The organism is Paenibacillus sp. FSL R7-0128 (assembly GCF_038002245.1).
GTDB lineage: Bacteria > Bacillota > Bacilli > Paenibacillales > Paenibacillaceae > Paenibacillus_AQ > Paenibacillus_AQ silagei.
Genome location: NZ_JBBOCD010000001.1, coordinates 3,622,277 through 3,646,981, shown reverse-complemented (window position 1 = coordinate 3,646,981; position 24,705 = coordinate 3,622,277). Strand labels below are relative to the sequence as shown.

The following is a 24,705-nucleotide window of genomic DNA, read 5'->3' as shown; positions in this document are numbered from 1 at the left end:
GAGCAGGCGCCATTGCCGCTTCAGCCGAATACATCGTTGTATTCGTGAATTGTTGAATTTGTTAAAACGACTATACTACAGCCGTCTACGATACGTCAATAATTATGACATATAAAATTTAATTAATTTAATTTATCGACAATAACACTGAATTAGTGTTATATAATATAACATAATCTATCCTGTAATTGGATTGTCAGCAATCATACAAGATGTCTCTATTCTTAGGCAAAAGGAGCGTCGTCCCCCATGCATTCCCTGCTGGTTATTGAACCTGCCGGAACAGAGAATCCCGCAGAAGCGCGCTCCTCTGGAGGCCCAGACCACATCCTAAGCTCTTGCGGCTATGTAGTAGGAACCGCAGCATCACCGGAGCAGGCCGCTCCGTTCATCGGCGACGCCGACGCCTTCATCCTCAATCTTCCGGTGACGGATATCAGCCACTGGAGATCCCTGCTGGTGCGGCATAAGGTTGCGCCGGTAATCTGGTGGTGTACCCCGCATACCGCTAACCTCTCCGTCTCTGCCTGCGGCGACGATATTATGGTGGACGGCATTCTGTCCCCTGCCATGAAGCCGCCGGAGATTCACTGGACGCTTCATTTCAGTGCCAGGCAATGCTTCGAGCGCAAGCAATGGCTGAAGGAACGGGAGCAGCTGCTCTCCCGGATCGAAGAACGCAAATGGATCGATATGGCCAAAGGCATTCTGTCCAAGGCCAAGAATATCAGCGAATCGGAAGCCTATGACCTGCTGCGCAAGCAGGCGATGAATGAACGCAAACGGATCGTCGATGTAGCTACCTCCATCGTCAAGGTCTACCAGATGCTGCAGAATCAAACTTAAGGAGAACACCCTATGATTAATATTCTCAAGGAAGTTGCCCGCGGCAAACGCGGTGCGAAGGATTTAAGCTACGGAGAAGCCGAATATGCGGCGGAAGCCATACTCACCCGGGCTGCTTCACCGGTCCAGATCGGCGCGTTCCTGATCGCAGAGCGAATGAAGCTGGAGAGCCTGGAGGAGCTGGAGGCTTTTGTGGCAGTCTGCCGTAAATACGCCTTCCGTGAGCCTGTTCACCAGGGAATCGACTGCGCCGGTCCGTATGACGGGAGAGTGCATTCCTTCATCGCTACCTTCCCCACGGCCTTTCTGCTGTCAGCCGCAGGTCTGCCGGTTACCCTGCATGGTTCAGCGGGCTTGCCGCCCAAATGGGGCATTACGCTACAGGATATTATCCAGGCCAGCGGAGTGGATGTAGCCGGACTACGCCGCAGCGACACGGTTCATGCCGCCGAAGCCAGCGGGGTTCTGTTCGTGAAGTCGGAGCAGTGGTGCCCGCCGCTGGGGGAGCTTCGCGGACTACGTGAGGACATTGGGATGCGGACGATTTTCAATACGGCTGAGAAGCTGATCGACTATTCCTGTTCACCGTTTATTGTATTCGGGATATTCCATAATACGGTATTCGACCGAATCTCCCGGCTCATAGTGAAGCTCGGCTATCAGCGCGGGCTGGTGGTGCAGGGCGTGGAAGGCTCGGAGGATCTGTACATTGACCGGCCGAACCGCGTATACCGGATTCAGGACGGTGCGGCGGAGCTGGATATCATCGACCCCGACTCGCTTGGCCTGGAGGTGACACTGCCTGAGGAGCAGGAGTGGACGGCTCTGCGGCAGCTCCGTATAGCAGAGGAGGTCCTGCAAGGCGGCGGGCACATGGCCTACTACAACCAGACGCTGCTGAACGCCGCTGCGAGACTGCATGCCGCCGGGCGTGTGAATTCTATTGAGGAAGGCGTCTATACCTGTAAGCCTCTGCTGGATAACGGGCGGGCTTGGACCGCGTATTCAGAATGGAAAAGTGCAATTCGCTGCAGCACAGCGGCTTCTCTTGGGCAGGCGCAGGCTTGACGGACACTAGCTCTAGCAATGAAAGCAGACTGATCATCAGTCTGCTTTTTTAGTGCGACATTCAGCTACTATTGAAAATAGATCGAATATTAGCACTCCTGTATCAAACAAAGGCTTCTAATATCCTAGTCTCATCTATTTGTCTATTTTATGGCATCTATGAACCTTTCACCTTTCCTTGAATATATTAAACAACCGGGATTTGAGTGCTTTACACAATTATCAGATTATTAGGAGGAAAGACAATGGCAGTTCTATCCACTGGTCCCATTGAAAACAATCCAGTAAGTGGGACAAGACCCACCCTATCATTAACCGTTAAGCTCGAAAATAGAGATCCTTCCAATTTTGCCTCAGTAACGATTCAAGGATATATGCTGAATGGAAGCCGAACATTGTATGTCAGCGAATCTATTTCGCTTGCACCAAATGCAGTAGCCACCAATAATTATTATGCGAATTTCAGCTTTGACTTTGTGGTCACCTTCACAGGTGTAAGTTCCGCGAACTTCGCAGCTTCATCATGGGGCAAAAGTAGTACCGGTGCGCTTGTTACAGCTCATCGTTTAGTAACTTCAGAAATGGTAGGAAGTGGAACTGGCATACCTGGGGCGACTGGAGCGACTGGGGTTACCGGGGTGACTGGAGCTACGGGGGTGACAGGTGCTACCGGATTGACCGGGGCTACAGGCGTTACGGGAGTGACTGGGGCTACGGGGGCCACGGGGGCTACAGGAGTGACTGGGACTACGGGGGTTACGGGAGCGACAGGAGTGACAGGGTTGACTGGGGCTACAGGAGAAACTGGTCCCTCTGGCAGTGCGACTGGAGCGACGGGTGCCACTGGACCGACTGGAGCGACTGGAGCTACGGGGACTGGAGTTACTGAGGCTACAGGGGCTACGGGGGCTACAGGGGCTACGGGGGTTACGGGGGCTACAGGGGCCACGGGTGCTACTGGTGTTACGGGGGCTACAGGGGCTACGGGTGCTACTGGGACTACGGGTGCTACGGGTGCTACTGGAACCACAGGGGCTACGGGAACAGTACTGCCAGATCCTTTTCAGGTATACGTCCAGGCAGGAGCCGTTGGGGGAAACGGGACACAAGCGAGCCCCTTTGGTACCATTCAACAGGGAGTAACTGCCGTATCCCCCAATGGAACGGTATATATTATGGGCGGGACGTATCCAATAACGGCTAATATCGGAATTAGTAAAGCAGGTGTAACCATAAAAGGATTTCCAAATAGCCTGATTATTCTTCAGGCAGCGGTCATCGTCTTTACTGTTACCGGCAGCGGAGTGACGATCGATGGCCTGACCATAACGAGTGATAACCCATATGCTGTTGAGTTCATTCAAGTGGCAGGAACCAATCATACCATCATCAATAATGTGATCTATGGTCCCCCGCAGGCCGGACCTTCCTCCGGCTGGGTGGTAAACCGGGGGTTAGTTTCAGCTGCCAACAACATGACCAATTTGATCATGCGGAACAATGTTTTTTATTCCTTGCGCCAGCCAGCCTATTTCAATCAGAATGCAACGGGTGAGGTCATTAATAACATTGTTTACAATACACGCGGCTTCGTAAATGACCGGGCCGTTATGGTGTATTCAGGCAACGCCTGGGGCAGTCCGGTGAATGCTGTGGATATCGCACTGCTCGTTGGAACGATTACAGGTCCTCCGTTTGATCCGTTGACAGCTCTTAGCGCTAATAACAGCACTGCTACGATACAGGACTCCCGTTAACCGAAGCTGCCATTATCTGCATACAATAGAAGCGCATGCCCGTGTTAGTCACGAACATGCGCTTCTTGTTTGTTTCTGGAATCATTCATTATTGATCTCCAGCATGCCTACTTCAATTCCACTGCATGCTTCGTATGCTCTGCTCCAGAGTGGCCGTCTTGAGCTTGGGGCTCACGCGCTCCACCCAGCTTGAACACCAATATCCCGCCTACGATAATAAGCACGCCGATCAGCTGGTTGAACGAGAACGGAACCTTTGCCAGGCCCAGCCAGCCCAGTGAATCCCAGAGCAAGGCGAAGCCGAGCTGGGCAGTAAGTACAATCGAGATGGCATAGGTGGCGCCAAGGATTCTGGTGGCTTGGACCAGGCAGATCACGACCCCCACGCCGATCATTCCGCTTAACCAGTACCAGGGCTGCATGTGCTGCAGCGTGAACATATTCTTCCCTTCCATAATCAGCCCCATGAGGAGGGAGGCTGCGAAGCCCATACCCAGCACCAGTGTAGTTGTTGACCAGGAGCCTGTGTGCTCATTAACCTTGGCGTTGAAAATATTCTGTAAACTGACCAGCGCCCCCGCGATCAGTGCAAGTACTAACCCTGTTAACATATCTCTTGCCCCCTCGTTTAGAACTTCAGTACAACTACCCCGAGAATCATCATCCCGATGCCGATAAACTGCGGAAGCTTCATCTTCTGCCGGACGACTCCGAACCAGCCCCTGATATCAATGATAAAGGTCAGACAGAGCTGGGCAATCAGCAGCGCCGAGATCGTCAGCGTAACCCCGATGTTCTGAATGGCCGTTACCTCACTGAAAATCACGAAGGCGGCCAGACCGCCGCCGCTGATGTATAACGGATGTACCTTACGGAAGCCGTGCTTTTTGCCGTCCCGTACCACCAGCGCTATCGCTAACGCCATAATGAATCCGGTAAGCTGGGTAATGGTGGCCGCCTGCCATGTGCCGATATCCTGACTGATTCTGGCATTGGCTACCCCCTGAAGTGTAATGCAGGCTCCGGCCAAAAATGCGAATAGTATTCCTTTCATCTGTCTCTCTCCTCTATTTGCTTCTCTGTACTTATTAAAAGCCAGTTCGCCGGATTGTGGAAGGACATATGTCCTATTCGGTAAAAGTGTGCTTGCTGCGCCGCCTGCATCGCCCTGCTAAAGAGACAACAAGCCCGTTTCAGGCCGGGTTCCGGCTCAAAACGGGCTTACTCTCTCTTCTATATTCAGGAGATGAGGCTCATCTCCCGCAGCTTGTCCATGATGATGACGCTGACCGCCGATACCCGGTCTATGTCCTTATAGGTTAACCAGGCCAGCTCTTCAATCTCCGAAGCCGGGGCAAGCTCACCTGTGAAATCTGCGGTAAGGCAGGTCATCCGCACGAGCACGCCTTCCGCTTTGCCATGGGCCGGAGCCTCGAAGCTTCCGAACTCCGCAATCGTCTCCGGCAGGATCTGAACGGACAGCTCCTCTTCAACCTCACGGATCAGAGTCTCGGCATCACTCTCGCCGGACTCCCGCTTGCCGCCGGGGAAATAATAGGTGTCCTTGCCTGCGGAACGCGCGCCCAGTACCTTGCCGTCCACAACATAGATCCAGGCTACCTTATCTATTACATTAGTCATTGTCAATCTGCACCTTTCCTTCTACGTCACGCTGACACGGTACTGCTCGTTTAAGAACCGTGTACCCGTTCCTGCTTGCTGCTTGAATATGCATATGCTGTCCGGCCTCTTCCCAGGGTACTGCATACCCCTCACCCTTGGCGCAAAAAATAGACGCCGAGGAGTAGGCCGGATCTGCATTTTTATTATAATTCCGCTGCTCCACCACCGCCTTGGTCTGGTGGCAGGGCTCATATCCTGCTACTCTGAGCGACATCGATCCCTTGCCCTGCGTCATCGCCGCCAGTCTCACTCCGTAATTCATGAAGCTTGCCGCCGGAACTGTGCCGGTAATTACAGCCTTGGACGGTGTAATATCCGGGGGATTGAAGCGGCCTCCGGCTTGCTGGATATCACTCATAACCTTTCCCACATCGTCCGGATCTATCCGGATTTTCAGGTCGTAGACCGGCTCCAGCAGCAGATTCTCTGCCTGCTCCAGCCCCTGGCGCAACGCGCGGTAAGCCGCTTCCCGGAAATCGCCGCCGCTCGTATGCTTATTATGCGCCCTTCCCGTAAGCAGGGTGATCTTCAGATCCGTCAGCGGGGAACCGGTCAGCAGGCCGTGATGGCCGCTCTCCAGCAAATGCTGCTCAATCTGATGCTGATAGCCTGCCGCCAGATCATCCGGGTGGCAGCGATTAATGAACGTGATCCCGCTCCCGCGTTCCCCTGCCTCAAGCATCAGATGAACCTCGGCGTAGTGGCCCAGCGGCTCGAAATGCCCGCAGCCATAGACCGTACCGGCAATAGTCTCCTTATAGAGAATCTCCGGCGCGCCAAAAGAGATCTTAAGCTGAAACCGCTCCGCCACAATCTGCTCAAGAATTTCCAGCTGTATCCCGCCCATCACTTGAATATGCAGCTCCTGAAGATCTTCATCCCAGCTTACATTCAGTGACGGATCTTCCGCGCCGAGCTGTCCGAAGGCATGCATCAGCTCCTTCAGGTGCACGGGCGGCTTGAAGAGCACCTTGGATTTCAAGGTGGGAATAAGTCCGCTGCCCTGCGCGTCCTGAAGTGCGCCCACTCCCGCACCCGGAAGCACGGAGCTTAGGCCGACAACGGCGAACAGCTCCCCGGCGGCAGCCCAGTCAGCAGCGCTATAAGCAGTACCGTTGTACTTACGGATTCCGGTAATCCGTTCGGAAGTTTGTTCCGCTTCGGGTCCATACGCCAAGCTCTCGCGGTTCTTCAGGACTCCCTGCAGCGCTTTGATGTAGGTGATGCGGGTACCTCTGGCATCGTGGCGGATCTTGTAGACCCTCCCGGCAAAAGGCAGCGTATAATCGTACTCCGTGAACGTGAGCGCATCCAGTACCTCCAGAAACTCACCCACACCGCGATCCAGCAGTGCTGAGCCCTGCATACACGGAAAAATCTCTCCACGCTTCACCATAGACCCCAGCGCACTGCGGCAATGGCTCTCCGTCAGCGTGCCTTCAAGATAAGGTTCCAGCAGTATCTCCTCGCGTTCGGCAAGGAACGATTTCATTTCCTCGGTCCACGCAGCTTCCGGCTGCTCCGGCAACAACAAAGCATCGCCACTAAGCAGCTGCCGGATCTCTTCCAGGACCCGTTCAGGATCACTGCCTGCACGATCGGTTTTGTTAATGAAGAACAGGGTGGGAATCCGGTGCTGGCGCAACAGCTGCCAGAGCGTTTCGGTGTGGCTCTCTACACCCTCCACCGCGCTGAGAATCACCACTGCATAGTCCAGCACTTGCAGACAACGCTCCATCTCCGGGGAGAAATCGACATGGCCCGGCGTATCCAGCAGGAAATAGCGGGCATCCTTATAGGTGAACTCCGCCTGATCGGCGAAGACGGTAATCCCACGTGCTTTTTCAATCTCATGGGTATCCAGGAAAGTATCCTGATGGTCCACACGCCCCCTGCTGCGGATGGCTTCGGTATGGTAGAGCAGCTGCTCGGCGAAGGTCGTCTTCCCGGCATCTACATGGGCGAGCAGTCCGACAGTTATATTCATACAGTACCGCTACACCTCTCCACGGATATATGGAACCACCTCTGACTGGTAAAAGGCAGCCAAGCGCTCCATATCCCCTGGGCTGAAGGAGGGTACATCCAGAGTGGCCAGATTATCGTTCACCTGAGACTCATTCTTGAAGCCCGGAATCACACAGCTGACGGCCGGATGGTCCAGAATCCAGCGCATAGAGGCCTGTGCCATATTGCCACGTCCTTCAGTGATCCACTCCAGCTTCTGCGCCAGTTCTACACCTTTAACAAAAGGCAGCCCGGCAAAGGTTTCGCCCACATTGAACTGCTCCCCGTTCGCGTTGAACTTGCGGTGGTCGTTGTCCTGGAAGGTACTGGACGGCGTGAATTTGCCGGTCAAGAGACCGCTGGCCAGCGGCAGGCGCACCAGGATGCCTGCACCCTTGGCAGCAGCCTGCGGCAATAGCTCCTGTGCCGGCTGCTGGCGGAACAGATTGAAGATCACCTGCAGCGCCGCAACGCCAGGATACTCCAAGCAGAGCAAGCCCTCCTCGATAGTCTCAACGCTGACGCCGTAGTGACGGATTTTACCCTCGGCCTTCAACTGGTCCAGCGCCGCGAACACACTCCCATCACGCAGAATCTCCATCGGCGGACAATGGATCTGATACAGATCAATCGCTTCCCGCTCCAGACGCCGCAGACTCTGCTCACAGTATTCACTGATCCGGCGCGCGGAGTAATTCTCCGGGTCATGGATATCACCGGCGCGGCAGAACTTCGTGGCAATATGTATCTCATCCTGCTTGCCCCGGGTCGCCTTGGCGAGCAGCTCCTCCGCATGGCCTCCGCCATAGACATCTGCGGTATCGAAGAAATTCACGCCCTGCTCCATCGCCGCCTGCAAGCCTCTCAGCCCGTCCTCATCCTTGCTATTCCCCCAGTCCCCGCCAATCGCCCAAGTGCCAAAGCTGACCTCACTGACAGACAGACTCGTGTTTCCCAGTTCGCGGTATTTCATTCTATGAACCTCCGTTTATGAGTTTGTGTGGAACCGTTCACAACTCTTCTTATTATGAAGGGTTTGGGCGGTCAGGTCCAGTTGGCAGCCGGATTTCACTCGAAGCTTGGCCATCACTGTGGTGAACACAACATTCACATGGACTTCCCGCCTGCGATCTGGACGATCTTCTGAATCGCGCCGGGTACTTCATCGCTGTCGTTGATTACAAACAGATACTCCGTCTCATGGACGGCATAATCCACTAACGTCCGGGTCAGAGCATTCTTGAGCGTATTCGCCCCTTGCTTGGGCAGCAGACTTTCGTACCGGGTATAGATGAATTCAGCCAGATCATCCCGGTCAATAACAACCGATTCAGGTAAGCGCCGCTCTAATTCTCTACCAAATGTGGTCTTCCCGCTATGTGTTTTACCGACTGTAAGGATTGCTAACCTCTTCATCAATGCCGCTCCTTTACGATAAAAGTATTAAGCTCTTTCGTTCTCTCTCTGCGGGTACGACTATCCTTCCATGACAAAAGCAAATACCGGATAACTCTCCACCGGCTCGAAGCCGAGCCTCAGCGCGAGCTTATGTGAAGCCATATTCTCATGCGTTGTTTCCCATAAGGGAAGCATTCCCTGAACGAGATAGTGACTAATTAACGATACAGCGGCGAGCGTAGCATAGCCCTTCCCGCGCTCCGATTCTGCATAAGTATCTACATCAATGAAGTACCTGTTATTCACGCTGAAGCCGTTATTTTTGCAAAAGGAAACTACCTTATCCCTAATCTTCACTACAGCACCCGTGGCAGTCAGCCCAACGAACCTGTCATCTCTTGCAGACCTATTATGCTCCGGTAGGGTAAGAACAGGAAATTCTTTGTAGGCGACAGATAGATCTCCCTCTAAGGGGATAGCAGCACGCCTGTTTTTTAGCTGAACAAATCGTTCGATATTGAACTCATAGACCGACTCCATATGTCTGTCTACGCTCAGCCCGGCAATCTCCAGCTTCAATAGTTCCGTCCATGAATCACTATCATCCGTATAGATCTCGAACCATTTCTCTTGCCTCTGCTGGCAATCAGGTACGACTACCGTCTGCAAAAAAACCATCAGCTTCAGCCGGTTGATCTCAGTACTGATATCTCCGGCAGCATACATCCATCTCCCCGTAGCCCATACCACAGCCAGTGTTGGTGCTTCCGTATGATCAGCAAATACCCGCCCGGGATAGTTCTCCAGCAGGACGGATAAGGCGGGAATGTACTGCTTTTTACCGGCGTAAAAATCATAAACCGCAGTATAATTCCCAGGTTGCAGCTCCATCAGCCCATTAAGCTCATTAAGCTCATTCATTGCGATCTCCTCCATTCAAGCCTCTACTTAATACCGCAGCACCAGTACAAACCGCATACCCCGCTCAAGCGGCTCCGCGAAGATATCGCCGCCCATCTTCTGCAGCAGCTGCTTGCAGATGAAGAGGCCGAGGCCATTGCCCGGCTTGCCGTCCGCATTGGACCCGCGCCAGAAGCTGGTGAAGATATGGGGCAGCTCGCTCAGGAGCAGCGGCTCTCCCGAATTCTCGATCACAATCAGCTGGCGGTAATCCTCCTCGCGGAAGGTAATAGAGATCGACCTGCCGTCTCCATACTTAATGGCATTCTCAATGAGATTATTCAGCACCTCATGCAGCCGTTCTTCGTCTCCAAGCAGCAGCTTGTCCTGATAAGCACCTGCTGTGAGCTCCACCTTCAGCAGCTCCAGCCGCTCCTTATGGTTACGGATGACCTTGCCGACCAGACCGCTAAGATAGAACTCTCCCGGGGCCACCTCTATATTCTGCAGAGAAGAGACGGAAGCGGTGATGATCCCGCCGATCAGCTGCTCCATTTGTTCTGCTTGCTGACCAATCAGCCGGGCGGCCGATTGCCGCTTGACTTCGCTGTCATAGAGGCCGTCCGCCAGGGCGCTGGCGTAGAGCCTGATCGTGGCGACTGGGGTTTTAAGCTCATGCGAGAGGGACGCGATCAGCGTCTGGCGGTCCTTTTCCAGGCGGAGATTCGTCAGCTTCTGAGCATCCAGTGTCTGCCGCAGCAGGTCCAGCCCCCACACGAACCGGCCGAAGTACCGGCTACGGTGCTCCTTCATACCTATGCTCAGCTGCCCCCTGGATAACTCATAAGGCAACTCCTGCAGAGAATGGAACGGCCGCAGAATCTGCTTACGGATGTAGAACAGCAGCACCATCACGGCTCCAAGCGCCGCCAGCAGAAACAGATTCAGAACCAGAAGCGCATGAACATCCGGCCCGGGCATCCGGTAAGAGAACCTTAAGTATCCTGCGATTTGCTGATCCGCATACAAGGGCTTGACCATGAATTCATTGCTGTCCTCCACCCCGATACCGGCAAAAAAGCGCTGAACCTCATCCGGCCCCGCCTCCTTCCCGATCCAGCTTAAGCCGTTCACGTAGGTATACCTGTTCAGATCAGGCAGCAGTTCCTCCGGAGGAATTCCTCGCTGTACCTGCTCATAGATACGGCCTATCTCTATCCGGTAAGCCTTCCCGGCCGTCCCTGTCTCCCTGGAGGATACATATCCATTAAGAGCCGCTATGAACGTCAGCCCGAGAAGTAACGCCCAGAGCATCAGCCTGTTAAATGCCTTCATATTTATATCCCACTCCCCAGATGGTAACGATGCGCCTTGGATCTTTGGGGTTATGTTCGATTTTGTCCCGCAGCTTGTTCATATGTACGGTCAACGTGGACGGTTCACTGAAGCTGTCTGCCCCCCATACCTGCTGGAACAGCCACTCCTTGCGAAGCGCTTTACCCTTGTTGCTCATCAGCAAGACCAGCAGCTCGTACTCTTTGGCTGTCATCCCGAGCGGCTGGCCGCTTCTATATACTACTCTTGCGGTCTGATTCACTGTAAGTTCGCCATCCGTCAGCAGCAGCTTGTTCTCGTTCATCTCATAACTCCGCCGCAGGTGCGCCTTGACCTTCGCCGTCAGCAGAGGAGCCGAGAAGGGCTTCTCCAGGTAATCGTCCGCACCCAGCTCAAGCCCGATAATCTTGCTCTCATCCCCGTGGCGTGCGCTCATGATCAGAATCGGCAGATTGAACTTCTCCCTGGCGATTCTGCATACGGCGAAGCCGTCCAGCCCCGGAAGCATAATATCGAGCAGCAGCAGCTTGACGGCATTCGTCTCCAAATAAGCCAAGCCCTCTTCCGCAGAGGCCATACTGCATACAGAATATCCTTCCACCTGCAAAAAATCCTTCATCACCTCCGCCAGCTCCGCATTATCCTCAATGATCAGAATATCCGCCACGGCTCTCTCCTCCTGCTGCTTGCAGCTTCCTACCAGCCCATCTCCATCAGCCAACCGGTCAGGCTGCGTTCACGTTCCCTCGGACCTTGCTCCGGTATATATTTGCCCAGCACATGCTCACCCTGAATATTGCCATCTACCATATACAGCACCTTATCACTCTGCGCGGCTACCTTTACATCGTGAGTAACCACCATCAGCGTTGTTCCTTCCCGGTTGATCCGGCAGAGCTCGGACATGACCTCCTGTGCGGCTTTGGAGTTGAGCGCACCTGTCGGCTCATCCGCGAACAGCATAGCCGGCTTGTTGATGAGCGCCCGGCAGATGCAGGCCCGCTGCAGCTGTCCGCCGGATACCTCTGTAATGTCATGGCCCGCTGTCTCCATAATGTTCAGCTTCCGCATCAGCTCATCGGCATATTGATTCACCTCGCTGCGGCTGCGTCCCTGTCCGCCTCTCTTGCCGCTCAGCGACTCATAGCCTGATAGAATAATATTATCATAAACCGAGAGATTGCTCAGCATATGCATCTGCTGGAAGATGAAGCCCATTTTGTGCAGCCGCAGTTCAGCCATGCCCTTCTCAGAGAGCTGCGAGAGACTCTCCCCGTCAAAGACCACCTCGCCCGCCGTAAGCCGGTCCATCCCGCTGACGGTATAGAGCAGCGTAGACTTGCCCGAACCGGACGGCCCCATGACAGACACGAACTCCCCGGCATGAAGCGAGAAATTGATATTCCGCAGCACGTTATTCTGACTTTTATTGACGATATAGGTCTTACATAGGTTGGTTACTTCCAGTACTGCTGCCATTTCGCCACTCCTTCTTTTCTTTTAATATAAACGCTTGGATCTATTTACAAGAATCACAAAGTTATAAACATTGAGCTTAATCGTCGCTGCGGTGAACACTTGGACTTCCGGCCACTGTTAGGTTTGGATTTCCTGATTTGGACCGCTGCTCGCGGTAGAAATCCAAACCTAAAGGCGGACGCTACCGCTCCTCCAGTTCCAAATCTCCCCTCCGCTCCTTTAGCTTTTTGTTATTTCCCGTGATTCTTATTCTAGAATCCAATCGCCTATTCCTTATTCATATTCCATATCTGTACACGCTTGATCTGGCCGCAGCTGGTATACACTGCCAGCATGACCACGGCAAGGATCAGCAGCGGATACAGCAGATAGACCTGTAGCGGAAGAATATTTAACTGGAGGCTGGTCAGTCCGAAGATCCGGAAAATGAGACCCAGCAGGCGGCTGCCTAGGGTGTTCGCAGCGATTACGCCCAACACCAGCGAGACGGACATAATAATCAGAATGCGCAGCGCCTGCCACCGCCGGATCGCGGCATTCGTGAAGCCGATGCTTTTCATGACAGCAATGCCGTGAACCTCCTTCGCAATCATCAATCGGACGAACAGGCTGGTGATGAAGAACGTAATGAGGCAGATGATAGCCGTAAGCAGCCCATTGATGCTGTGAAGCTGGCCCATGAAGCCGCCCGTGATCTCTCCCAGCAGTTCAAGCGAGGTTTTGAAGCCTTGTTCCGGGAACTGCTGCTGAATTTCCTTCATCATCCCTGCCTTCGCTTGCTCCGGGGCATGGAGTTCGCCGGAGAACATGTAAGCGGGTATTGTCTTCAGCTCATAGTCCCGTGCAATCCAGACCGCGTACCCTTCGTTGGAGATACTTTGAAACAGTCCGCTGATCATGAAGGTCCCCTGAACCCCGCCGATTTCAAAAGTAATATTATCGCCCACCCGCTTCCCGTATTTCTCGGACATGATGGTTGTAATCGCAATTTCATTCTTCAGGAGCGGGGCTGTCCCTTCCAGAATCTCAACAGATCCGTTCTGATCATTCTTCTGGCCGTTGATCCGCCGGTTGGCCTGCCCGTTATCGGAGATATATTTGGTACTTACCGTATAATTCGCTGTAAGCGTGACCTCGAAGCCCTGATCCTTCAGCCGCTTGGACAGGAGTGCCTTGTCCTGTTGGATCTTCTCAACGGGTTTCTCTGCCACGACGGTTGAGCTATAAAAATCCGCACCAATTGTACCTAAATATTCCAGGAATTTAGGAGTTACAATGGTATTGGTCAGATTGACCGGGATCAGAATGATCGCCGAGCTTAAGATCAGCGTCAGGATTAGTGACGTATAGCTCTTGAGCCGGTTCAGTACATCGCTCAGTGCGAGAAAGAACGGGGGCCGGAGGAAACGGCTTTTGTGTAAATGAATGCGCCGGGATGCCTTGAAGCGTTCGTCGGTCTGGCCTTGCCGGATTGCATCGATGGCCGAGGCCTTGTTAATCTTGCGCATGCAGAGTAAGCAGAACAGCAGAATGAATGCGATCATAACCACCGTGCTAAGCGCCGAGATCATTATATTGGTGCTGCCTCCGGGTAAAATCATATACTGAGAGGTTTTGCGGGACATCAGCGCAGTCAATGGGAGACTGATGCCGAGTCCGAGAACGCCGCCGAGACAGGCCAGCCCTGTATATTTTGTCAGGTAGAGCTGCTTGATCGCCCGGTTCCTGAACCCGATGGCCTTCATAACGCCAATCTCCTTGTATTCATCCTGCACAGTGGAGACAATGGTGAAGCGCAGGGTCAGAAAAGCAATGAAGATCAGAAACACGCTAATTGCAAACATCATGGCCGAGATCATCCGGTCCGTCATATAAGTCATCTTGACCAGCGCCTTATCCACCTCAAAGCTGATGGGCAGATCACTGTTCGCAAAAGAAGATGATATCTCAGTAGACGCTACACCCGGTGCCGCCACAAAGCTCCATAGATTCATCCGTTTATCTTCGGGCACCAGCTTCTCTATTTCCTTGAAATCCTCTGCTGACAGCATGAGGCGCTTCAGTCCCAGCAGATCTGCCCCCATGAACGCATCCTTGAAGTAACCGTTCACCGTGAACGTTCTCGTAATCTCACCGAACTTAAGCTTCAGCTGCTCTCCCGGTACGATACCACTGCTTAGCATCAGGCTGGCCGGAAGACCGATCTCCCCTGGGCGAAGTGAATATCGCTCATTGTCTTCACCGAAGACCAGGTTCACCTGCTCAGGAATGGCGGACAGCACGAAGCTTACATTTCCCGAGAAGCTCTTGCGGCCTTCTGGCATCGTAACCTGATTCAGTAAGAGATTGAGCTGCCGTTCTGTATAAGCTGTCTCCACCTTCTTTTCCTGCTTGACCCAGTCTTCTACTGCAGAGTTATAGCCAGGGTCATTGGCCAGCGTGATATTAAGATCCGCCACCTTGCTGGCTTCGATGAAACTGCCCAAGGCGCTGGAGGTGGAATACATCAGGCTGGAGCTGCTTGCAGCTAGTGTGGAGGCCAGGATGATGAGGATCAGCAGAACGGTATTCATCACCTTTTTACGCCGCAAATCCTTTTTTAGAATAGTCAGGAACACGTTAATTTTCTCCCTTCGTCAAGCTCTGTCCTGATTATAAGACTTCAAATGTTAAATAATCCTTAAGTCGGTCCAATCCTTGCTCACCCTATGAAAACAGCAAAAAGAGCTACGGAATAAACGCTCCATAGCTCCTTAACTGCCCTACCTCAGAATTGCCCTTTAGCAAAATTGTAAAATGCCAGTGCGTCTTCCCATGCCGGGAATCCGGCCTGAGCCAGCTTGTCGCTGCCCCCGCCCTTGCCCTGGTATCCGCCCAGATGAGCCTTGAAAAATGCTCCGCACGAGAATTCCGCAGAGCCGCTATGCGCGAGCACGGCCTTATTCTCCGCCGCACTCAGCAGCAGCACCGGAAGGTCGGTCAACGCCGTCAGCTTCGCAGCCAGACTCTGCAGATCCTTAAGCGTTCTCCCGTCCGACATATGCGTGAGCACCCGGCTGCCCTCATCCATAGAAGCTAACAGGTCCCGGGCCAGATAGCTGTCGTTCTGCTCCTTCACGGCAGCCAGCTCTGCTACCAGCAGCTTCTGCTCCTGCTCCCATTTGCTGATCCGGTCCATAATTTCGTCCTTGTTCGTATTGAATTTGGCCGACAACAGACTCAGGATTTGCATTTGATCGTTGAATTCCGCAAGCGCCCGGCTCCCGCATTTGAAGGTAATCCTGATATTGCCCTTCTGCTTCTCGGACCGCAGCAGCTTGATCATCCCAATCTCCCCTGTCGAAGACACATGGGTGCCGCCGCAGGCGTTATGCTCTACACCTTCAATCTCGACAATCCGGATGTCCTCCGTTACCTTAGGAAGCTTCACCAGCGGCAGCTTGGCCATTTCCTCTGCGGTCACGAAGTAGCTGATAATTGCGCGGTTCAGATAGATCTGACGGTTCACCTCTTGTTCAGCCTCCGCCAGCTGCGCCGCAGATAGTTCCCCCAGATCAAGATCAATTGTGGCGTAATCGCTGCCCAGATGGAAGCTCAGTGTCAGTGCCTGATACAGCTCGCGGAATACCGCCGACAGCAGATGCTGGCCGCTGTGCTGCTGCATATGGTCGAATCTCCGGCTCCAGTCGATGGCGCAGTCTACTTCAGTCTGCCCGGGAAGCTGCGCTACTTTATGCAGTACCTCCTGATCCTCCAGCACCACATCCAGTACAGTAATTCCGCCGATGGTTCCCGTATCGCAGGGCTGTCCGCCGCCGTGCGGGTAGAAGGCCGTCTCCGCAAGCGTCACATAGCTCCCGTCTTCACGCTCTATCGCGGAAGTGATCACGGTACTCCATTCTTGAATATAAGCTGAATCATAATATAGCTTCTTGGTCATCCCTTAAGCTCCTCCATTCGCGTCCGTTGCAGGTCCGAAGAACTTCTCCATGACCACGTAATCCTTGCCGCCTTTGCTGAACACTTCATCCGTTCTCTGCATGCCGAATTTCTTGTAAAAGCCTGCCTTGTACGTTCTGGCATTACAGAAAATCCGCCGCACCCCCGCCAGCTCCGCTTCCGCAAGAACCGTCTTCAGCAGCTTGCTGCCATAGCCCTGGCCCTGCTCCAGCTCCAGGGTAGCGAATTTGCGGAACTGTGCATCTGTGCCGTTAACGAAGAGGGATAACACAGAAACCAGACGATCCCCCACATACAGCCCGTAATGCTTGCCTTGATCGTCATCTGCCAGCTTAATATAATCCGGCTCCCGCTCAGGCCACATCACTTCATGCCTAAGCTTCCAGACTTCTTCCTTATGTATAAGCTTGATCTCCATCTCATCCACTCCATTAATTGTGCTTAATGCATCGTATCCCATATTTGCTTGCCGATCAATATGACAGTGACTGTAATGAATAACGGCCGAATATACGCTGCCCCTTTGCGGATCGCCATCCGGGAGCCGACAATGGCTCCGATCACCATCGGAATCCCCAGAATCAGCCCGTGGGTGTAGCTGACAGAGCCCAGGGCAATGAATGTAAGCAGGCTTGTGATGTTGCTGGCGAAGTTCAGGATTTTGGCGTTCCCTGCGGCAGTTACAAATTCAAACCCCATCATCAGAAAAGCGAAAATCAGAAACGACCCCGTTCCCGGGCCGAAAAACCCGTCATAGAAACCGATTATGAGCGCTGCCATGCTTCCGGCCAGACGTAATTTACCGTTGCTGGCAGAGAAGGTAGAGACGTCTCCCCAGGCTTTTTTGAACAAGGTGTAGATTGTAATGACCACCAGCATCACGATCACCAGCGGCTTCAGGAACTCGGAAGGCACCTGACGGACAGTCAGCGTTCCGGCCATCGCTCCAATGATCGACAGCGGGATCAGCGTCCGCACCAGCTTGAAATTGATTTTGCCGGAACGCACGAACGAGGCGGTGCTGGTCAGCGAGCACATCGATCCCGCCAATTTGCTGCTGCCCAGCAGCAGCGGAAGCGGAATCCCTACCGCCAGCAACGAAGGAATCGCGATCAGTCCTCCGCCGCCCACTACAGAATCAATTAATCCGGCCAGAAATCCGCATACCACCAATATAAGAACCATACTGAGCGTCCAGTCTTCCATTACTGCGCCATCCCCCCGCTACTCTAATCTAATTCCATCCGTGAGCGGCATACCACACGCCGTCCCTGAATGTATTCCAGGCCTCCTGTACGAACGGGATGATATTCTCCGGCAGCGCATCCACCGGGAACCAGCTTACCTCATCGCATTTGTCCGGCTCCATGTTGTGGATCACTCCGCTCCACTGCTCCGCTCTGAAAAAGAAATCCACCCGCTCATCCCCGGAGGTCCGCAGGTGCATCGTTCCGATCAGGGTAAGATCGGCGGGAGCTATAACCGCACCGCATTCTTCCCGGACCTCGCGGATGGCGGCGGTATGCAGCGGCTCGCCGCCATCCAGCTTCCCGGCAGGCAATCCATACTCCCCGTCATGATGTCCCGTATTCTTCCGTCTCAGCAGCAGGACTTGTCCGTCCTTAATCAGAAAAACATGAACCACACTGACTAATCGAAAGACTTCCATTCCAATTCTTCCTCTCCATTCTCACTCCCGAAAGAATAAGCGGACAAGCCTGGAAATCGGCTTGCCCGCTTATTCAAGTTACCGCTATTCTATTCTTCAGAATCCACGTTGTGGTAGACCTGCTGCACATCGTCCAATTCTTCGAGCGCATCGATCAGCTTCTCGAACTGTGCCTGTGCATCTTCAGGAATAGCTACGTAGTTCTGCGGGAGCAGTGTCAGCTCCGCTACGGTGAATTCCGTGATTCCCGCGCTGCGGAAGGCTTCCTGAACCGCATGGAACTGATCCGGCTCAGCATACACGATGACCGCCTCGTCCTCTTCCAGCACATCGCGGACATCCAGATCTGCTTCAATCAGCAGCTCCATCACCTCATCCGCTGATTTGCCTTCTACCCCGATTACCGCTGTCGGATCGAACATATACGTAACCGATCCGCTGACGCCCATGTTGCCGCCGTTCTTGCTGAACGTGGAACGGACCAGCGGAGCCGTGCGGTTGACGTTATTCGTCAGCGCATCGACTACAATCATCGAGCCGCTTGGACCGAAGCCTTCATAGCGCAGCTCAACGTAAGTCTCATCGCCGCTACCCTTGGCTTTCTCCAGGGCACGGTCAATAATCGCCTTCGGTACATTGTAGGTCTTGGCACGCTCCAGAACGACCTTCAGCGCCCGGTTGGATTCCGGATCAGGCTCGCCCTTCTTCGCTGCAACATAGATTTCTACCCCGAACTTGGCGTAGACCTTACTTGTATTCGCATCCTTGGATGCTTTCTTTTCCTTAATATTATTCCATTTACGACCCATATCGTTACCGCTCGCTTTCCAACATTTGATTAAAAACAGTCTTGTATATTATACCTCTGTTCGATCTATCCCGTAAAGGGCAGTCCACACTCCTTCACAATTCGAGCAAATTCAGCATCCGCTCCGTTCCGGCTGCCTGAATCAGCCAAGGCAGACGAGGCCCCTCCTCTGCACCAAGCCCCAGCTGATAGATGATGGTGAACAGTCTTTTTTGTTGGATGCGCATCGTCTTTTTGTCTTCATGATGGCAAATGGCGTAGATTTCGGTCATCCGCTGCGTCTCGTCCAGCTCCCTGCTCCGCAGCAGACTGCACAAGCTCCGCAGCCATCTCAGTTCCACTCCAGTAAGGGAGTGATAATATGCATAGTTGGGCGAAGCTTGGATCGTCACCAGCTTGTGCGGCATCCAGTTCCTAATCCAGTATTCCGCACGGTCCGCCACCCTCTGAAGCCGGAGTTCATCAATCTCCACATTATTTCTGTTGAACATCTCCCGGAGCCTTCCCCTGTCGAAGTTGATTAAGGGAAGCAGACTGGCTACCTGGCCGAAGCTAACGTTGCTTCCAGCACTCACCGGGGAGTCGCTTCGCAGAGACAGCTCCAGCGCACCTGCAAGATCGCCCGTTAGCGTGCCTGCCCGTGCTCCCGCAGCATACCGCTCGAACTCCGCATAGTTGCGCAGCACATCCTCATCCAGCCCGATATGAAAGGCGGCATTCGGCTGGTATTTGGCGAACAGGAACAGGATGTTCTCAGGGGCATAGACCTCTAGCAGATCATCTGGAGTGTAATTGTGCCCGGAGGAGCTGGACATTTTGGCGAAACTGCCTTTAATACTGATGAATTCATATGGCTCATACATGGGCGGCGAATACCCGTAGATCTGCTCTGCGATTACCGCAGCCACATTATAGCTTCCTGTCTCTGACGAATGATCCCGGCCTCCCGGCTCGAATACGACCTGCTCCTGCTGCCAGCGCATCGGCCAGTCGATTTTCCAGTGCAGCTTGATATTGTCCGCCTGCGGAATATGTACAGTATCGCAATGACCACAGCCGCAGTGGTAAGCCACGGTCTCCGCCGTGTCGTCGTAGTCCAGAATGGTGGTCGAGTCTTTGCCGCATTGCCCGCAATAGAGATGGATGGGATAGAATGCCGCCCGCTCATCCGCTGAACTCCCACCTGTCTTGAACGACATCAGGATATCGTAAATCTCTCCCCGGCGGCGCAGGGCGTGCAGAATTTGCAGATAATAACGGCCTGACTGGTATTCCCGGCTCTGATAAATGAACTCCGGCTCAATCTCAAATACCTGGAGCGCCTGCTCGAATTCCGACTCGAAATGTGCCGCATACGAAGCATGACAGCCATACGGACAAGGCACCTTCGAATATGGCAGCCCAATATACTGAGCGAAGCCGGGATCGATATGGGCCGGAACTTTACGAAACCGGTCGAAGTCATCCCACGAGAAAATAAACCGCACCTCCTTCCCCGCCCGCCGCAGCGCCTTCGCCACAAATGCAGTCGTTACCACCTCGCGGAAATTCCCGATATGAACGGACCCGGACGGACTGATCCCAGATGCACATACATACGTCTGCCGCTGCGGATGCTCCGCGATTAACCGGTTTGCAATTTTTTCTGCCCAATGCACAATGAATCACCTCTACTGATAGTATGAATCTTACTTGGAGCCTGCTTGACTGCGCTCGGAGCTGCCCGCCTGTGAACGCAAAAAAGCTCCCGCCCTCAAGATCAATATCTTGAGGACGAGAGCTTGGATAAGCTTCGTGGTACCACCTCTGTTCACGGACAAGTTGCCTGATCCGCCTCTTCGGGTACGGCCATGACGCTTATACCCTATCTCTGTAACGGGAGAACCCGGCATACCATCCTTGGACACTTGTGCCCAATTCCCTATGCAGCTCGGAGACTTTTTTCAGATCAGGCGCTTCGCTGCTCCCTTTCACCACTCTGGAGCTCTCTGTGAACGCTGCCGCCTGCTTACTCTTCTCTTCATCGCTTGTTGCTGTAAGTTGTTATGTGCAATAATACTGCGGGAGGGAGAATGTGTCAATTACTAAGTTTAAAATAACCTTTAATAGCTGTCAGGGATTTCGCTTGAGCATCTGGAACCAAAGGCAGAACTCCAGAAAATTCATCACCCTAAGCCCATGCCATACTTTTATTCGCTATTTTTGATAAAATCATAAGGAATACATGGCGAGCTCAGTTTTGTTAGTAACTTCTGCATTAGGTGGGTCTCGTCTCTTCTTATCTGTGTCCTGAACAAAAAAGGAGGATTATTCATGAAAAAAAATCTATTCTTCACCTTCATTAGCTTTTTATTTCTTATTGCTTGTTCTTCTCAACAAAAATATTCTAACGTGAATGAAGCCATAATGTCCCTTGAAAAAAACATTACACAAATTGAATCACCTGACGACTACATTCTTGAGGGTATTAAACCTGTTAGCTATAAACTGAGTAATGAGGAAATTATAAAAGTTTACGCTTTCGGATCGGAGGAGAAACAAGAAAGTGGATTAAAGCATTTTGAAGAAAGTATTCAGCTTCTTAGTTCCCACGCACCAATTGTCTACCAATCTGGAAAATATTTAATTCTGTATTACCCCCTCGTCGATTCAAAAACTCGAACACCCAAGCTAAACGAAACAGTGTTTGGAGTAAAAATAGAAAACGCTCTCAACAGTATGTAACAGGAATAGCAAAAAAAATGCGGTTTAGGGCTATGCGACTAATAGAATCGAATGTCCCGGCTCCTATGGCTAAACGAATAGCCCTCTTTGCAGGAGGGCTATTTGTGGTCAGATGCATTGATTAAGCTCCAAACAACGTATAACCTCACCATCACATAACTCTTCACTGACCTTTTGGAATCCAAGCGACTCATACAACGACCCGGCAATCTGATTGTCGGGTCTATGTCCGATCATTAATCGGGTACACCCTTCATTTCGCATATGCTCGATTAACTTTCCCATGGCTTGTTTGGCATAACCCTGTCCTTGATGATGTTCATCAATCATAAGGGCTGGTATCCAGCAGTTACCGTCCTCATCGGGAGTTGTACAAAAGACAATAAATCCTATCACCACAGCTCCTGAATAAATAGCCCGTAGTTCAAACTCCTGCACGAATTTTGCTTCAGCAATCCAATTAACCACCGGAGCAGGAAAAACGCTTTGTTGTTCTGGCTTTACTTTCAGCAATGTGCAGTCATACCAGTTCTCGACCGATACAGGTCGTAGGTCAATAACCATCATATTCCCTCCAAAGATATAGCTTCATTATTGAATCCGCTCCCAACATTATACTGTAGAGGGAATCCCTACGATGAGTACAGAATGATTAAAAAATAAGACTACAACTGCAAGCACACAGAACATCCCCAACCTCCGTAGCAAACAAATGGAATAAAGTATCCTAATTTCCCGGTTTTTAATAGTTTCAGGTAAGCAAGTGGAAAAACAGCAACTACTGCATCGGGATGTGCCGCTACGGCGGAATATGCGAGAAATTAAGTGTCATTTATCCAACTGCTGCCCCGGCACAGCCATACATATCATCAGCAAGTGGAGAAAATCCATCTATCCTCCGCCCTTAGCCTGGCGATCCCCGCAAAAAGGAGGATCGCCCCCGGCAATCCTCCCCACTAACCTACACCCAAACCTCATTCGCCGTCTCAATCACCAGCCGCAGCTTATCCCATTGCTCTTCTTCCGTCAAAATATTGCCTTCCTCCGAAGAGGCGAAGCCGCATTGTGTGCTAAGACACAGTTTGTTGATGTCTACATACTGTGCAGCTTCTTCAATACGCGCGATGAGCTGCTCCTTGCTCTCCAGGCCGCCATGCTTGGTTGTCACCAGTCCCAGCACAACGAATTGGTCCCGGATGAAGCGCAGCGGCTCGAAGTCGCCGGAGCGTTCATTGTCGTATTCGAGGAAGAACGCGTCCACGTTCGCATTCGAGAACAGCTCCTCGGCGACCGGCCCGTACCCGCCGGCGGCGAACCAGGTGGAGCGCAGATTGCCCCGGCATACATGCAGGGCAATGGTCATGTCCGCCGGGCGGCCGGCAATGCTCTCATTAATCAGCCGGACGTAATCTTTTGCCAGCTGATCCGGGTCAACGCCCCTGCTGCGCAGATGAGCACGATGTCTGCCGCTGCACAGCGTCCCCCAGGTGGTATCGTCCAGCTGCAGATAACGGCAACCGGCATCATAGAAGGCCTGAATCGCCGTCCGGTACACCTGAATGATATCTCCGTACAGCGTTTCGGTATCGGAATAAATCTCGTTTCCGTTATACTCCTGCACGAAATGGAACAAAGAGGGTGAAGGAATCGTCATTTTGGCCAGCGTCTCTCCGGCCATCTGCTGCAAGGTACGGAATTCCGCGACCATGGGATGGTCCCCGAAGGCGATTTTACCGGTAATTCTGAAGCTCTCCGCCCGGTTCGTCTGCTCCTTGGAAGCGCCGGGAGTACCGCCAAGAGTGATCTTTCCAGTACCCTCAATCCCCAGGAAGAAATCCAGATGCCACCAGGAGCGGCGGAATTCACCGTCGGTCACAGCCTTCAGCCCAAGCGCCTTCTCCTGCTGCAGCAGCTTGCCAATCTCTATATTCTCAATCTCCGCCAACTGTCCCGCGGTTAGTTCACCTTCCACATGCAGGTTGCGTGCATTCTTGATCTCCTCTGTACGCAGGAAGCTCCCGACAATGTCGTAGCGGAAGGGCGGTGCATTTCTTGTCGATCCGATCACTGGACTGCTCATACGTCCCTCCTGCTCTTATAGTAAGAAAGATTCAAGCTCGAAAACATTACCCGACACCAGATCATTCAGAATATCAATGTATGTAGACATAATCTCACTCGGTTTGCGGTCCTTGTGGGCGATCCAGCCGACAGAGAATACTTCCTTGCTGTCAAAAGGAATCGTAATCAGCCCCGCATCATCCAGCTCAGAGGCCATAATCCCGGTCCCCACGGTATACGAATCACTTCCGAGCAGCAAATGAGTCAGTGTGGCCCGGTCCGTCACCTTAATATTCTTCTCAATCTGCGTGAAGCTAAGCATCTCCTCCGAGAAATGCAGCGAGTTGTTATCCCCCTGCTCAAAAGTAATGTAAGGATACGGATGAATGTCCTCGGCCGTAATTCTCTCTTTTGCAGCCAAAACATGCCCTTCCCGCACATATACATGCGGATTCGTATTGAACAGCGGAGTGAACTTCAGGTTCCCGTCACTGAACAGCTTGTTCATGATCTTATAGTTGCTCTCGTTGATATACAGAATCCCGATGTCGCTGCGCAGGGTACGCACATCCTCGATGATCTCATAGGTCTGCTTCTCTCTCAGGCTGAAATTGTATTCCTGCACCTTGCTCTCCTTCATCAGCTTCACAAAAGCATCCGTAACAAACGCATAATGCTGTGTAGATACCGAGAAATAGATCGGGCTGCGCTTCTTGCCGGTATAGCGGTTCTCCATGAATTCAGTCTGCTCAATAATCTGCCGGGCATAGCCCAGGAATTCCATGCCTTCCGCCGAGATGCTGATCCCCCGGTTATTCCGTTCGAAAATCGTGATGCCAAGCTCGTTCTCCAGCTCCTTGATAGCATTCGAGAGGCTGGGCTGCGACACAAATAGCCGTTTGGCCGCTTCATTCATAGAGCCGCTGTTCGCAATCTCAATTGCGTAGCGGAGCTGCTGCAAAGTCAAACCTTTTCCCCCTCCGATCATGGACTTCACCTGGCAGGTTCAG

24 protein-coding genes are annotated in these 24,705 nt (G+C 52.7%); 4 read left to right on the top strand and 20 right to left on the bottom strand.

The genetic code is table 11. From position 1 onward, the window contains the following. Positions 1 to 249: 249 nt before the first annotated feature. The 3 genes from NST26_RS15105 to NST26_RS15095 all read left to right on the top strand — a co-directional run bounded on the left by NST26_RS15105 (position 250) and on the right by NST26_RS15095 (position 3,671). Positions 250 to 846, top strand: a complete 597-nt coding sequence (locus NST26_RS15105) for an ANTAR domain-containing response regulator (protein WP_340953139.1) — start codon at positions 250 to 252, stop codon at positions 844 to 846. A gap of 12 nt (positions 847 to 858) precedes the next feature. After that, on the top strand, positions 859 to 1,914 hold the full coding sequence (locus tag NST26_RS15100) for an anthranilate phosphoribosyltransferase (protein WP_340953141.1): 1,056 nt from the start codon (positions 859 to 861) through the stop codon (positions 1,912 to 1,914). 245 nt (positions 1,915 to 2,159) lie between these two features. After that, positions 2,160 to 3,671 (top strand): collagen-like triple helix repeat-containing protein, encoded by a 1,512-nt coding sequence (locus NST26_RS15095; protein ID WP_340953142.1) that lies wholly within the window; start codon positions 2,160 to 2,162, stop codon positions 3,669 to 3,671. A 107-nt stretch (positions 3,672 to 3,778) separates the two neighbouring features. On the opposite strand, the gene NST26_RS15090 is transcribed toward NST26_RS15095, so the two are convergent. The 17 genes from NST26_RS15090 to lysS form a co-directional block, all read right to left on the bottom strand. Beyond that, positions 3,779 to 4,282 carry a DMT family transporter gene (locus NST26_RS15090; RefSeq protein WP_340953143.1) on the bottom strand — a complete coding sequence of 168 codons (504 nt, stop codon included), beginning with the start codon at positions 4,280 to 4,282 and terminating at the stop codon, positions 3,779 to 3,781. A gap of 17 nt (positions 4,283 to 4,299) precedes the next feature. Next, positions 4,300 to 4,725 carry a DMT family transporter gene (locus NST26_RS15085; protein ID WP_036728608.1) on the bottom strand — a complete coding sequence of 142 codons (426 nt, stop codon included), beginning with the start codon at positions 4,723 to 4,725 and terminating at the stop codon, positions 4,300 to 4,302. A gap of 185 nt (positions 4,726 to 4,910) precedes the next feature. After that, positions 4,911 to 5,312: an NUDIX hydrolase gene (locus tag NST26_RS15080; RefSeq protein WP_339314123.1), complete on the bottom strand. Its 402-nt coding sequence runs from the start codon at positions 5,310 to 5,312 to the stop codon at positions 4,911 to 4,913. Continuing rightward, positions 5,305 to 7,341, bottom strand: coding sequence for a translation factor GTPase family protein (locus NST26_RS15075; protein WP_340953144.1), 2,037 nt, complete (start codon positions 7,339 to 7,341; stop codon positions 5,305 to 5,307). Before NST26_RS15075 ends, NST26_RS15080 begins: the two co-directional genes overlap by 8 nt. A 9-nt stretch (positions 7,342 to 7,350) precedes the next feature. Continuing rightward, a complete protein-coding gene (locus NST26_RS15070; RefSeq protein WP_339314121.1) occupies positions 7,351 to 8,334 on the bottom strand; it encodes an aldo/keto reductase in 984 nt (327 codons plus the stop codon). Between the two features lie 134 nt (positions 8,335 to 8,468). Continuing rightward, complete coding sequence (locus tag NST26_RS15065) at positions 8,469 to 8,777, bottom strand: AAA family ATPase (protein WP_340953145.1); 309 nt, start codon at positions 8,775 to 8,777, stop codon at positions 8,469 to 8,471. Between the two features lie 60 nt (positions 8,778 to 8,837). After that, positions 8,838 to 9,680 carry a GNAT family N-acetyltransferase gene (locus NST26_RS15060; protein WP_036728618.1) on the bottom strand — a complete coding sequence of 281 codons (843 nt, stop codon included), beginning with the start codon at positions 9,678 to 9,680 and terminating at the stop codon, positions 8,838 to 8,840. Between the two features lie 27 nt (positions 9,681 to 9,707). After that, positions 9,708 to 10,994, bottom strand: a complete 1,287-nt coding sequence (locus tag NST26_RS15055; protein WP_340953146.1) for a sensor histidine kinase — start codon at positions 10,992 to 10,994, stop codon at positions 9,708 to 9,710. Continuing rightward, positions 10,981 to 11,661, bottom strand: a complete 681-nt coding sequence (locus NST26_RS15050; RefSeq protein WP_036728619.1) for a response regulator transcription factor — start codon at positions 11,659 to 11,661, stop codon at positions 10,981 to 10,983. Before NST26_RS15050 ends, NST26_RS15055 begins: the two co-directional genes overlap by 14 nt. A gap of 29 nt (positions 11,662 to 11,690) precedes the next feature. Further along, positions 11,691 to 12,473 carry an ABC transporter ATP-binding protein gene (locus tag NST26_RS15045; protein ID WP_340953147.1) on the bottom strand — a complete coding sequence of 261 codons (783 nt, stop codon included), beginning with the start codon at positions 12,471 to 12,473 and terminating at the stop codon, positions 11,691 to 11,693. Positions 12,474 to 12,739: 266 nt separating this feature from the next. Further along, positions 12,740 to 15,091, bottom strand: a complete 2,352-nt coding sequence (locus NST26_RS15040) for an ABC transporter permease (protein WP_340953148.1) — start codon at positions 15,089 to 15,091, stop codon at positions 12,740 to 12,742. Positions 15,092 to 15,240: 149 nt separating this feature from the next. After that, on the bottom strand, positions 15,241 to 16,413 hold the full coding sequence (locus tag NST26_RS15035; protein WP_340953150.1) for an alanyl-tRNA editing protein: 1,173 nt from the start codon (positions 16,411 to 16,413) through the stop codon (positions 15,241 to 15,243). Positions 16,414 to 16,416: 3 nt separating this feature from the next. Continuing rightward, on the bottom strand, positions 16,417 to 16,851 hold the full coding sequence (locus NST26_RS15030) for a GNAT family N-acetyltransferase (protein WP_340953151.1): 435 nt from the start codon (positions 16,849 to 16,851) through the stop codon (positions 16,417 to 16,419). Positions 16,852 to 16,874: 23 nt separating this feature from the next. Beyond that, entirely contained in the window at positions 16,875 to 17,639 is a 765-nt protein-coding gene (locus NST26_RS15025; protein WP_340953152.1) for a TSUP family transporter, read from the bottom strand. Positions 17,640 to 17,667: 28 nt separating this feature from the next. Further along, positions 17,668 to 18,102 carry an NUDIX hydrolase gene (locus tag NST26_RS15020; RefSeq protein ID WP_340953153.1) on the bottom strand — a complete coding sequence of 145 codons (435 nt, stop codon included), beginning with the start codon at positions 18,100 to 18,102 and terminating at the stop codon, positions 17,668 to 17,670. 89 nt (positions 18,103 to 18,191) lie between these two features. Beyond that, entirely contained in the window at positions 18,192 to 18,911 is a 720-nt protein-coding gene (locus tag NST26_RS15015) for a YebC/PmpR family DNA-binding transcriptional regulator (RefSeq protein ID WP_076078109.1), read from the bottom strand. 94 nt (positions 18,912 to 19,005) lie between these two features. Beyond that, the gene (lysS, locus tag NST26_RS15010) at positions 19,006 to 20,568 is read right to left on the bottom strand and encodes a lysine--tRNA ligase (RefSeq protein ID WP_340979339.1); all 1,563 of its coding nucleotides are present in this window, start codon (positions 20,566 to 20,568) and stop codon (positions 19,006 to 19,008) included. A gap of 655 nt (positions 20,569 to 21,223) precedes the next feature. Between lysS and NST26_RS15005 the strand changes: the two genes are divergently transcribed. After that, positions 21,224 to 21,634 carry a hypothetical protein gene (locus NST26_RS15005; protein ID WP_340979338.1) on the top strand — a complete coding sequence of 137 codons (411 nt, stop codon included), beginning with the start codon at positions 21,224 to 21,226 and terminating at the stop codon, positions 21,632 to 21,634. 108 nt (positions 21,635 to 21,742) lie between these two features. On the opposite strand, the gene NST26_RS15000 is transcribed toward NST26_RS15005, so the two are convergent. The 3 genes from NST26_RS15000 to NST26_RS14990 all read right to left on the bottom strand — a co-directional run bounded on the left by NST26_RS15000 (position 21,743) and on the right by NST26_RS14990 (position 24,662). Beyond that, on the bottom strand, positions 21,743 to 22,201 hold the full coding sequence (locus NST26_RS15000; RefSeq protein WP_340979336.1) for a GNAT family N-acetyltransferase: 459 nt from the start codon (positions 22,199 to 22,201) through the stop codon (positions 21,743 to 21,745). A 394-nt stretch (positions 22,202 to 22,595) separates the two neighbouring features. After that, positions 22,596 to 23,714 (bottom strand): 5-methyltetrahydropteroyltriglutamate--homocysteine S-methyltransferase, encoded by a 1,119-nt coding sequence (locus tag NST26_RS14995; protein ID WP_340979335.1) that lies wholly within the window; start codon positions 23,712 to 23,714, stop codon positions 22,596 to 22,598. Between the two features lie 15 nt (positions 23,715 to 23,729). Then, positions 23,730 to 24,662: a LysR family transcriptional regulator gene (locus NST26_RS14990; protein ID WP_339314112.1), complete on the bottom strand. Its 933-nt coding sequence runs from the start codon at positions 24,660 to 24,662 to the stop codon at positions 23,730 to 23,732. Between the last annotated feature and the right edge of the window lie 43 nt (positions 24,663 to 24,705).

What these genes read in the sequence shown, in the direction of transcription:
- NST26_RS15025 (WP_340953152.1), bottom strand. Translation starts at nt 17,639, where the DNA reads ATGGAAGACTGGACGCTCAGTATGGTTCTTATATTGGTGGTATGCGGA.
- NST26_RS15090 (WP_340953143.1), bottom strand. Translation starts at nt 4,282, where the DNA reads ATGTTAACAGGGTTAGTACTTGCACTGATCGCGGGGGCGCTGGTCAGT.
- NST26_RS15020 (WP_340953153.1), bottom strand. Translation starts at nt 18,102, where the DNA reads ATGGAAGTCTTTCGATTAGTCAGTGTGGTTCATGTTTTTCTGATTAAG.
- NST26_RS15035 (WP_340953150.1), bottom strand. Translation starts at nt 16,413, where the DNA reads ATGACCAAGAAGCTATATTATGATTCAGCTTATATTCAAGAATGGAGT.
- NST26_RS15080 (WP_339314123.1), bottom strand. Translation starts at nt 5,312, where the DNA reads ATGACTAATGTAATAGATAAGGTAGCCTGGATCTATGTTGTGGACGGC.
- NST26_RS15095 (WP_340953142.1), top strand. Translation starts at nt 2,160, where the DNA reads ATGGCAGTTCTATCCACTGGTCCCATTGAAAACAATCCAGTAAGTGGG.
- NST26_RS15070 (WP_339314121.1), bottom strand. Translation starts at nt 8,334, where the DNA reads ATGAAATACCGCGAACTGGGAAACACGAGTCTGTCTGTCAGTGAGGTC.
- NST26_RS15065 (WP_340953145.1), bottom strand. Translation starts at nt 8,777, where the DNA reads ATGAAGAGGTTAGCAATCCTTACAGTCGGTAAAACACATAGCGGGAAG.
- NST26_RS15000 (WP_340979336.1), bottom strand. Translation starts at nt 22,201, where the DNA reads ATGATGGTTATTGACCTACGACCTGTATCGGTCGAGAACTGGTATGAC.
- NST26_RS15055 (WP_340953146.1), bottom strand. Translation starts at nt 10,994, where the DNA reads ATGAAGGCATTTAACAGGCTGATGCTCTGGGCGTTACTTCTCGGGCTG.
- NST26_RS15085 (WP_036728608.1), bottom strand. Translation starts at nt 4,725, where the DNA reads ATGAAAGGAATACTATTCGCATTTTTGGCCGGAGCCTGCATTACACTT.
- NST26_RS15060 (WP_036728618.1), bottom strand. Translation starts at nt 9,680, where the DNA reads ATGAATGAGCTTAATGAGCTTAATGGGCTGATGGAGCTGCAACCTGGG.
- NST26_RS15100 (WP_340953141.1), top strand. Translation starts at nt 859, where the DNA reads ATGATTAATATTCTCAAGGAAGTTGCCCGCGGCAAACGCGGTGCGAAG.
- NST26_RS15030 (WP_340953151.1), bottom strand. Translation starts at nt 16,851, where the DNA reads ATGGAGATCAAGCTTATACATAAGGAAGAAGTCTGGAAGCTTAGGCAT.
- NST26_RS15105 (WP_340953139.1), top strand. Translation starts at nt 250, where the DNA reads ATGCATTCCCTGCTGGTTATTGAACCTGCCGGAACAGAGAATCCCGCA.
- NST26_RS15015 (WP_076078109.1), bottom strand. Translation starts at nt 18,911, where the DNA reads ATGGGTCGTAAATGGAATAATATTAAGGAAAAGAAAGCATCCAAGGAT.
- NST26_RS14995 (WP_340979335.1), bottom strand. Translation starts at nt 23,714, where the DNA reads ATGAGCAGTCCAGTGATCGGATCGACAAGAAATGCACCGCCCTTCCGC.
- NST26_RS15005 (WP_340979338.1), top strand. Translation starts at nt 21,224, where the DNA reads ATGAAAAAAAATCTATTCTTCACCTTCATTAGCTTTTTATTTCTTATT.
- NST26_RS15075 (WP_340953144.1), bottom strand. Translation starts at nt 7,341, where the DNA reads ATGAATATAACTGTCGGACTGCTCGCCCATGTAGATGCCGGGAAGACG.
- NST26_RS15045 (WP_340953147.1), bottom strand. Translation starts at nt 12,473, where the DNA reads ATGGCAGCAGTACTGGAAGTAACCAACCTATGTAAGACCTATATCGTC.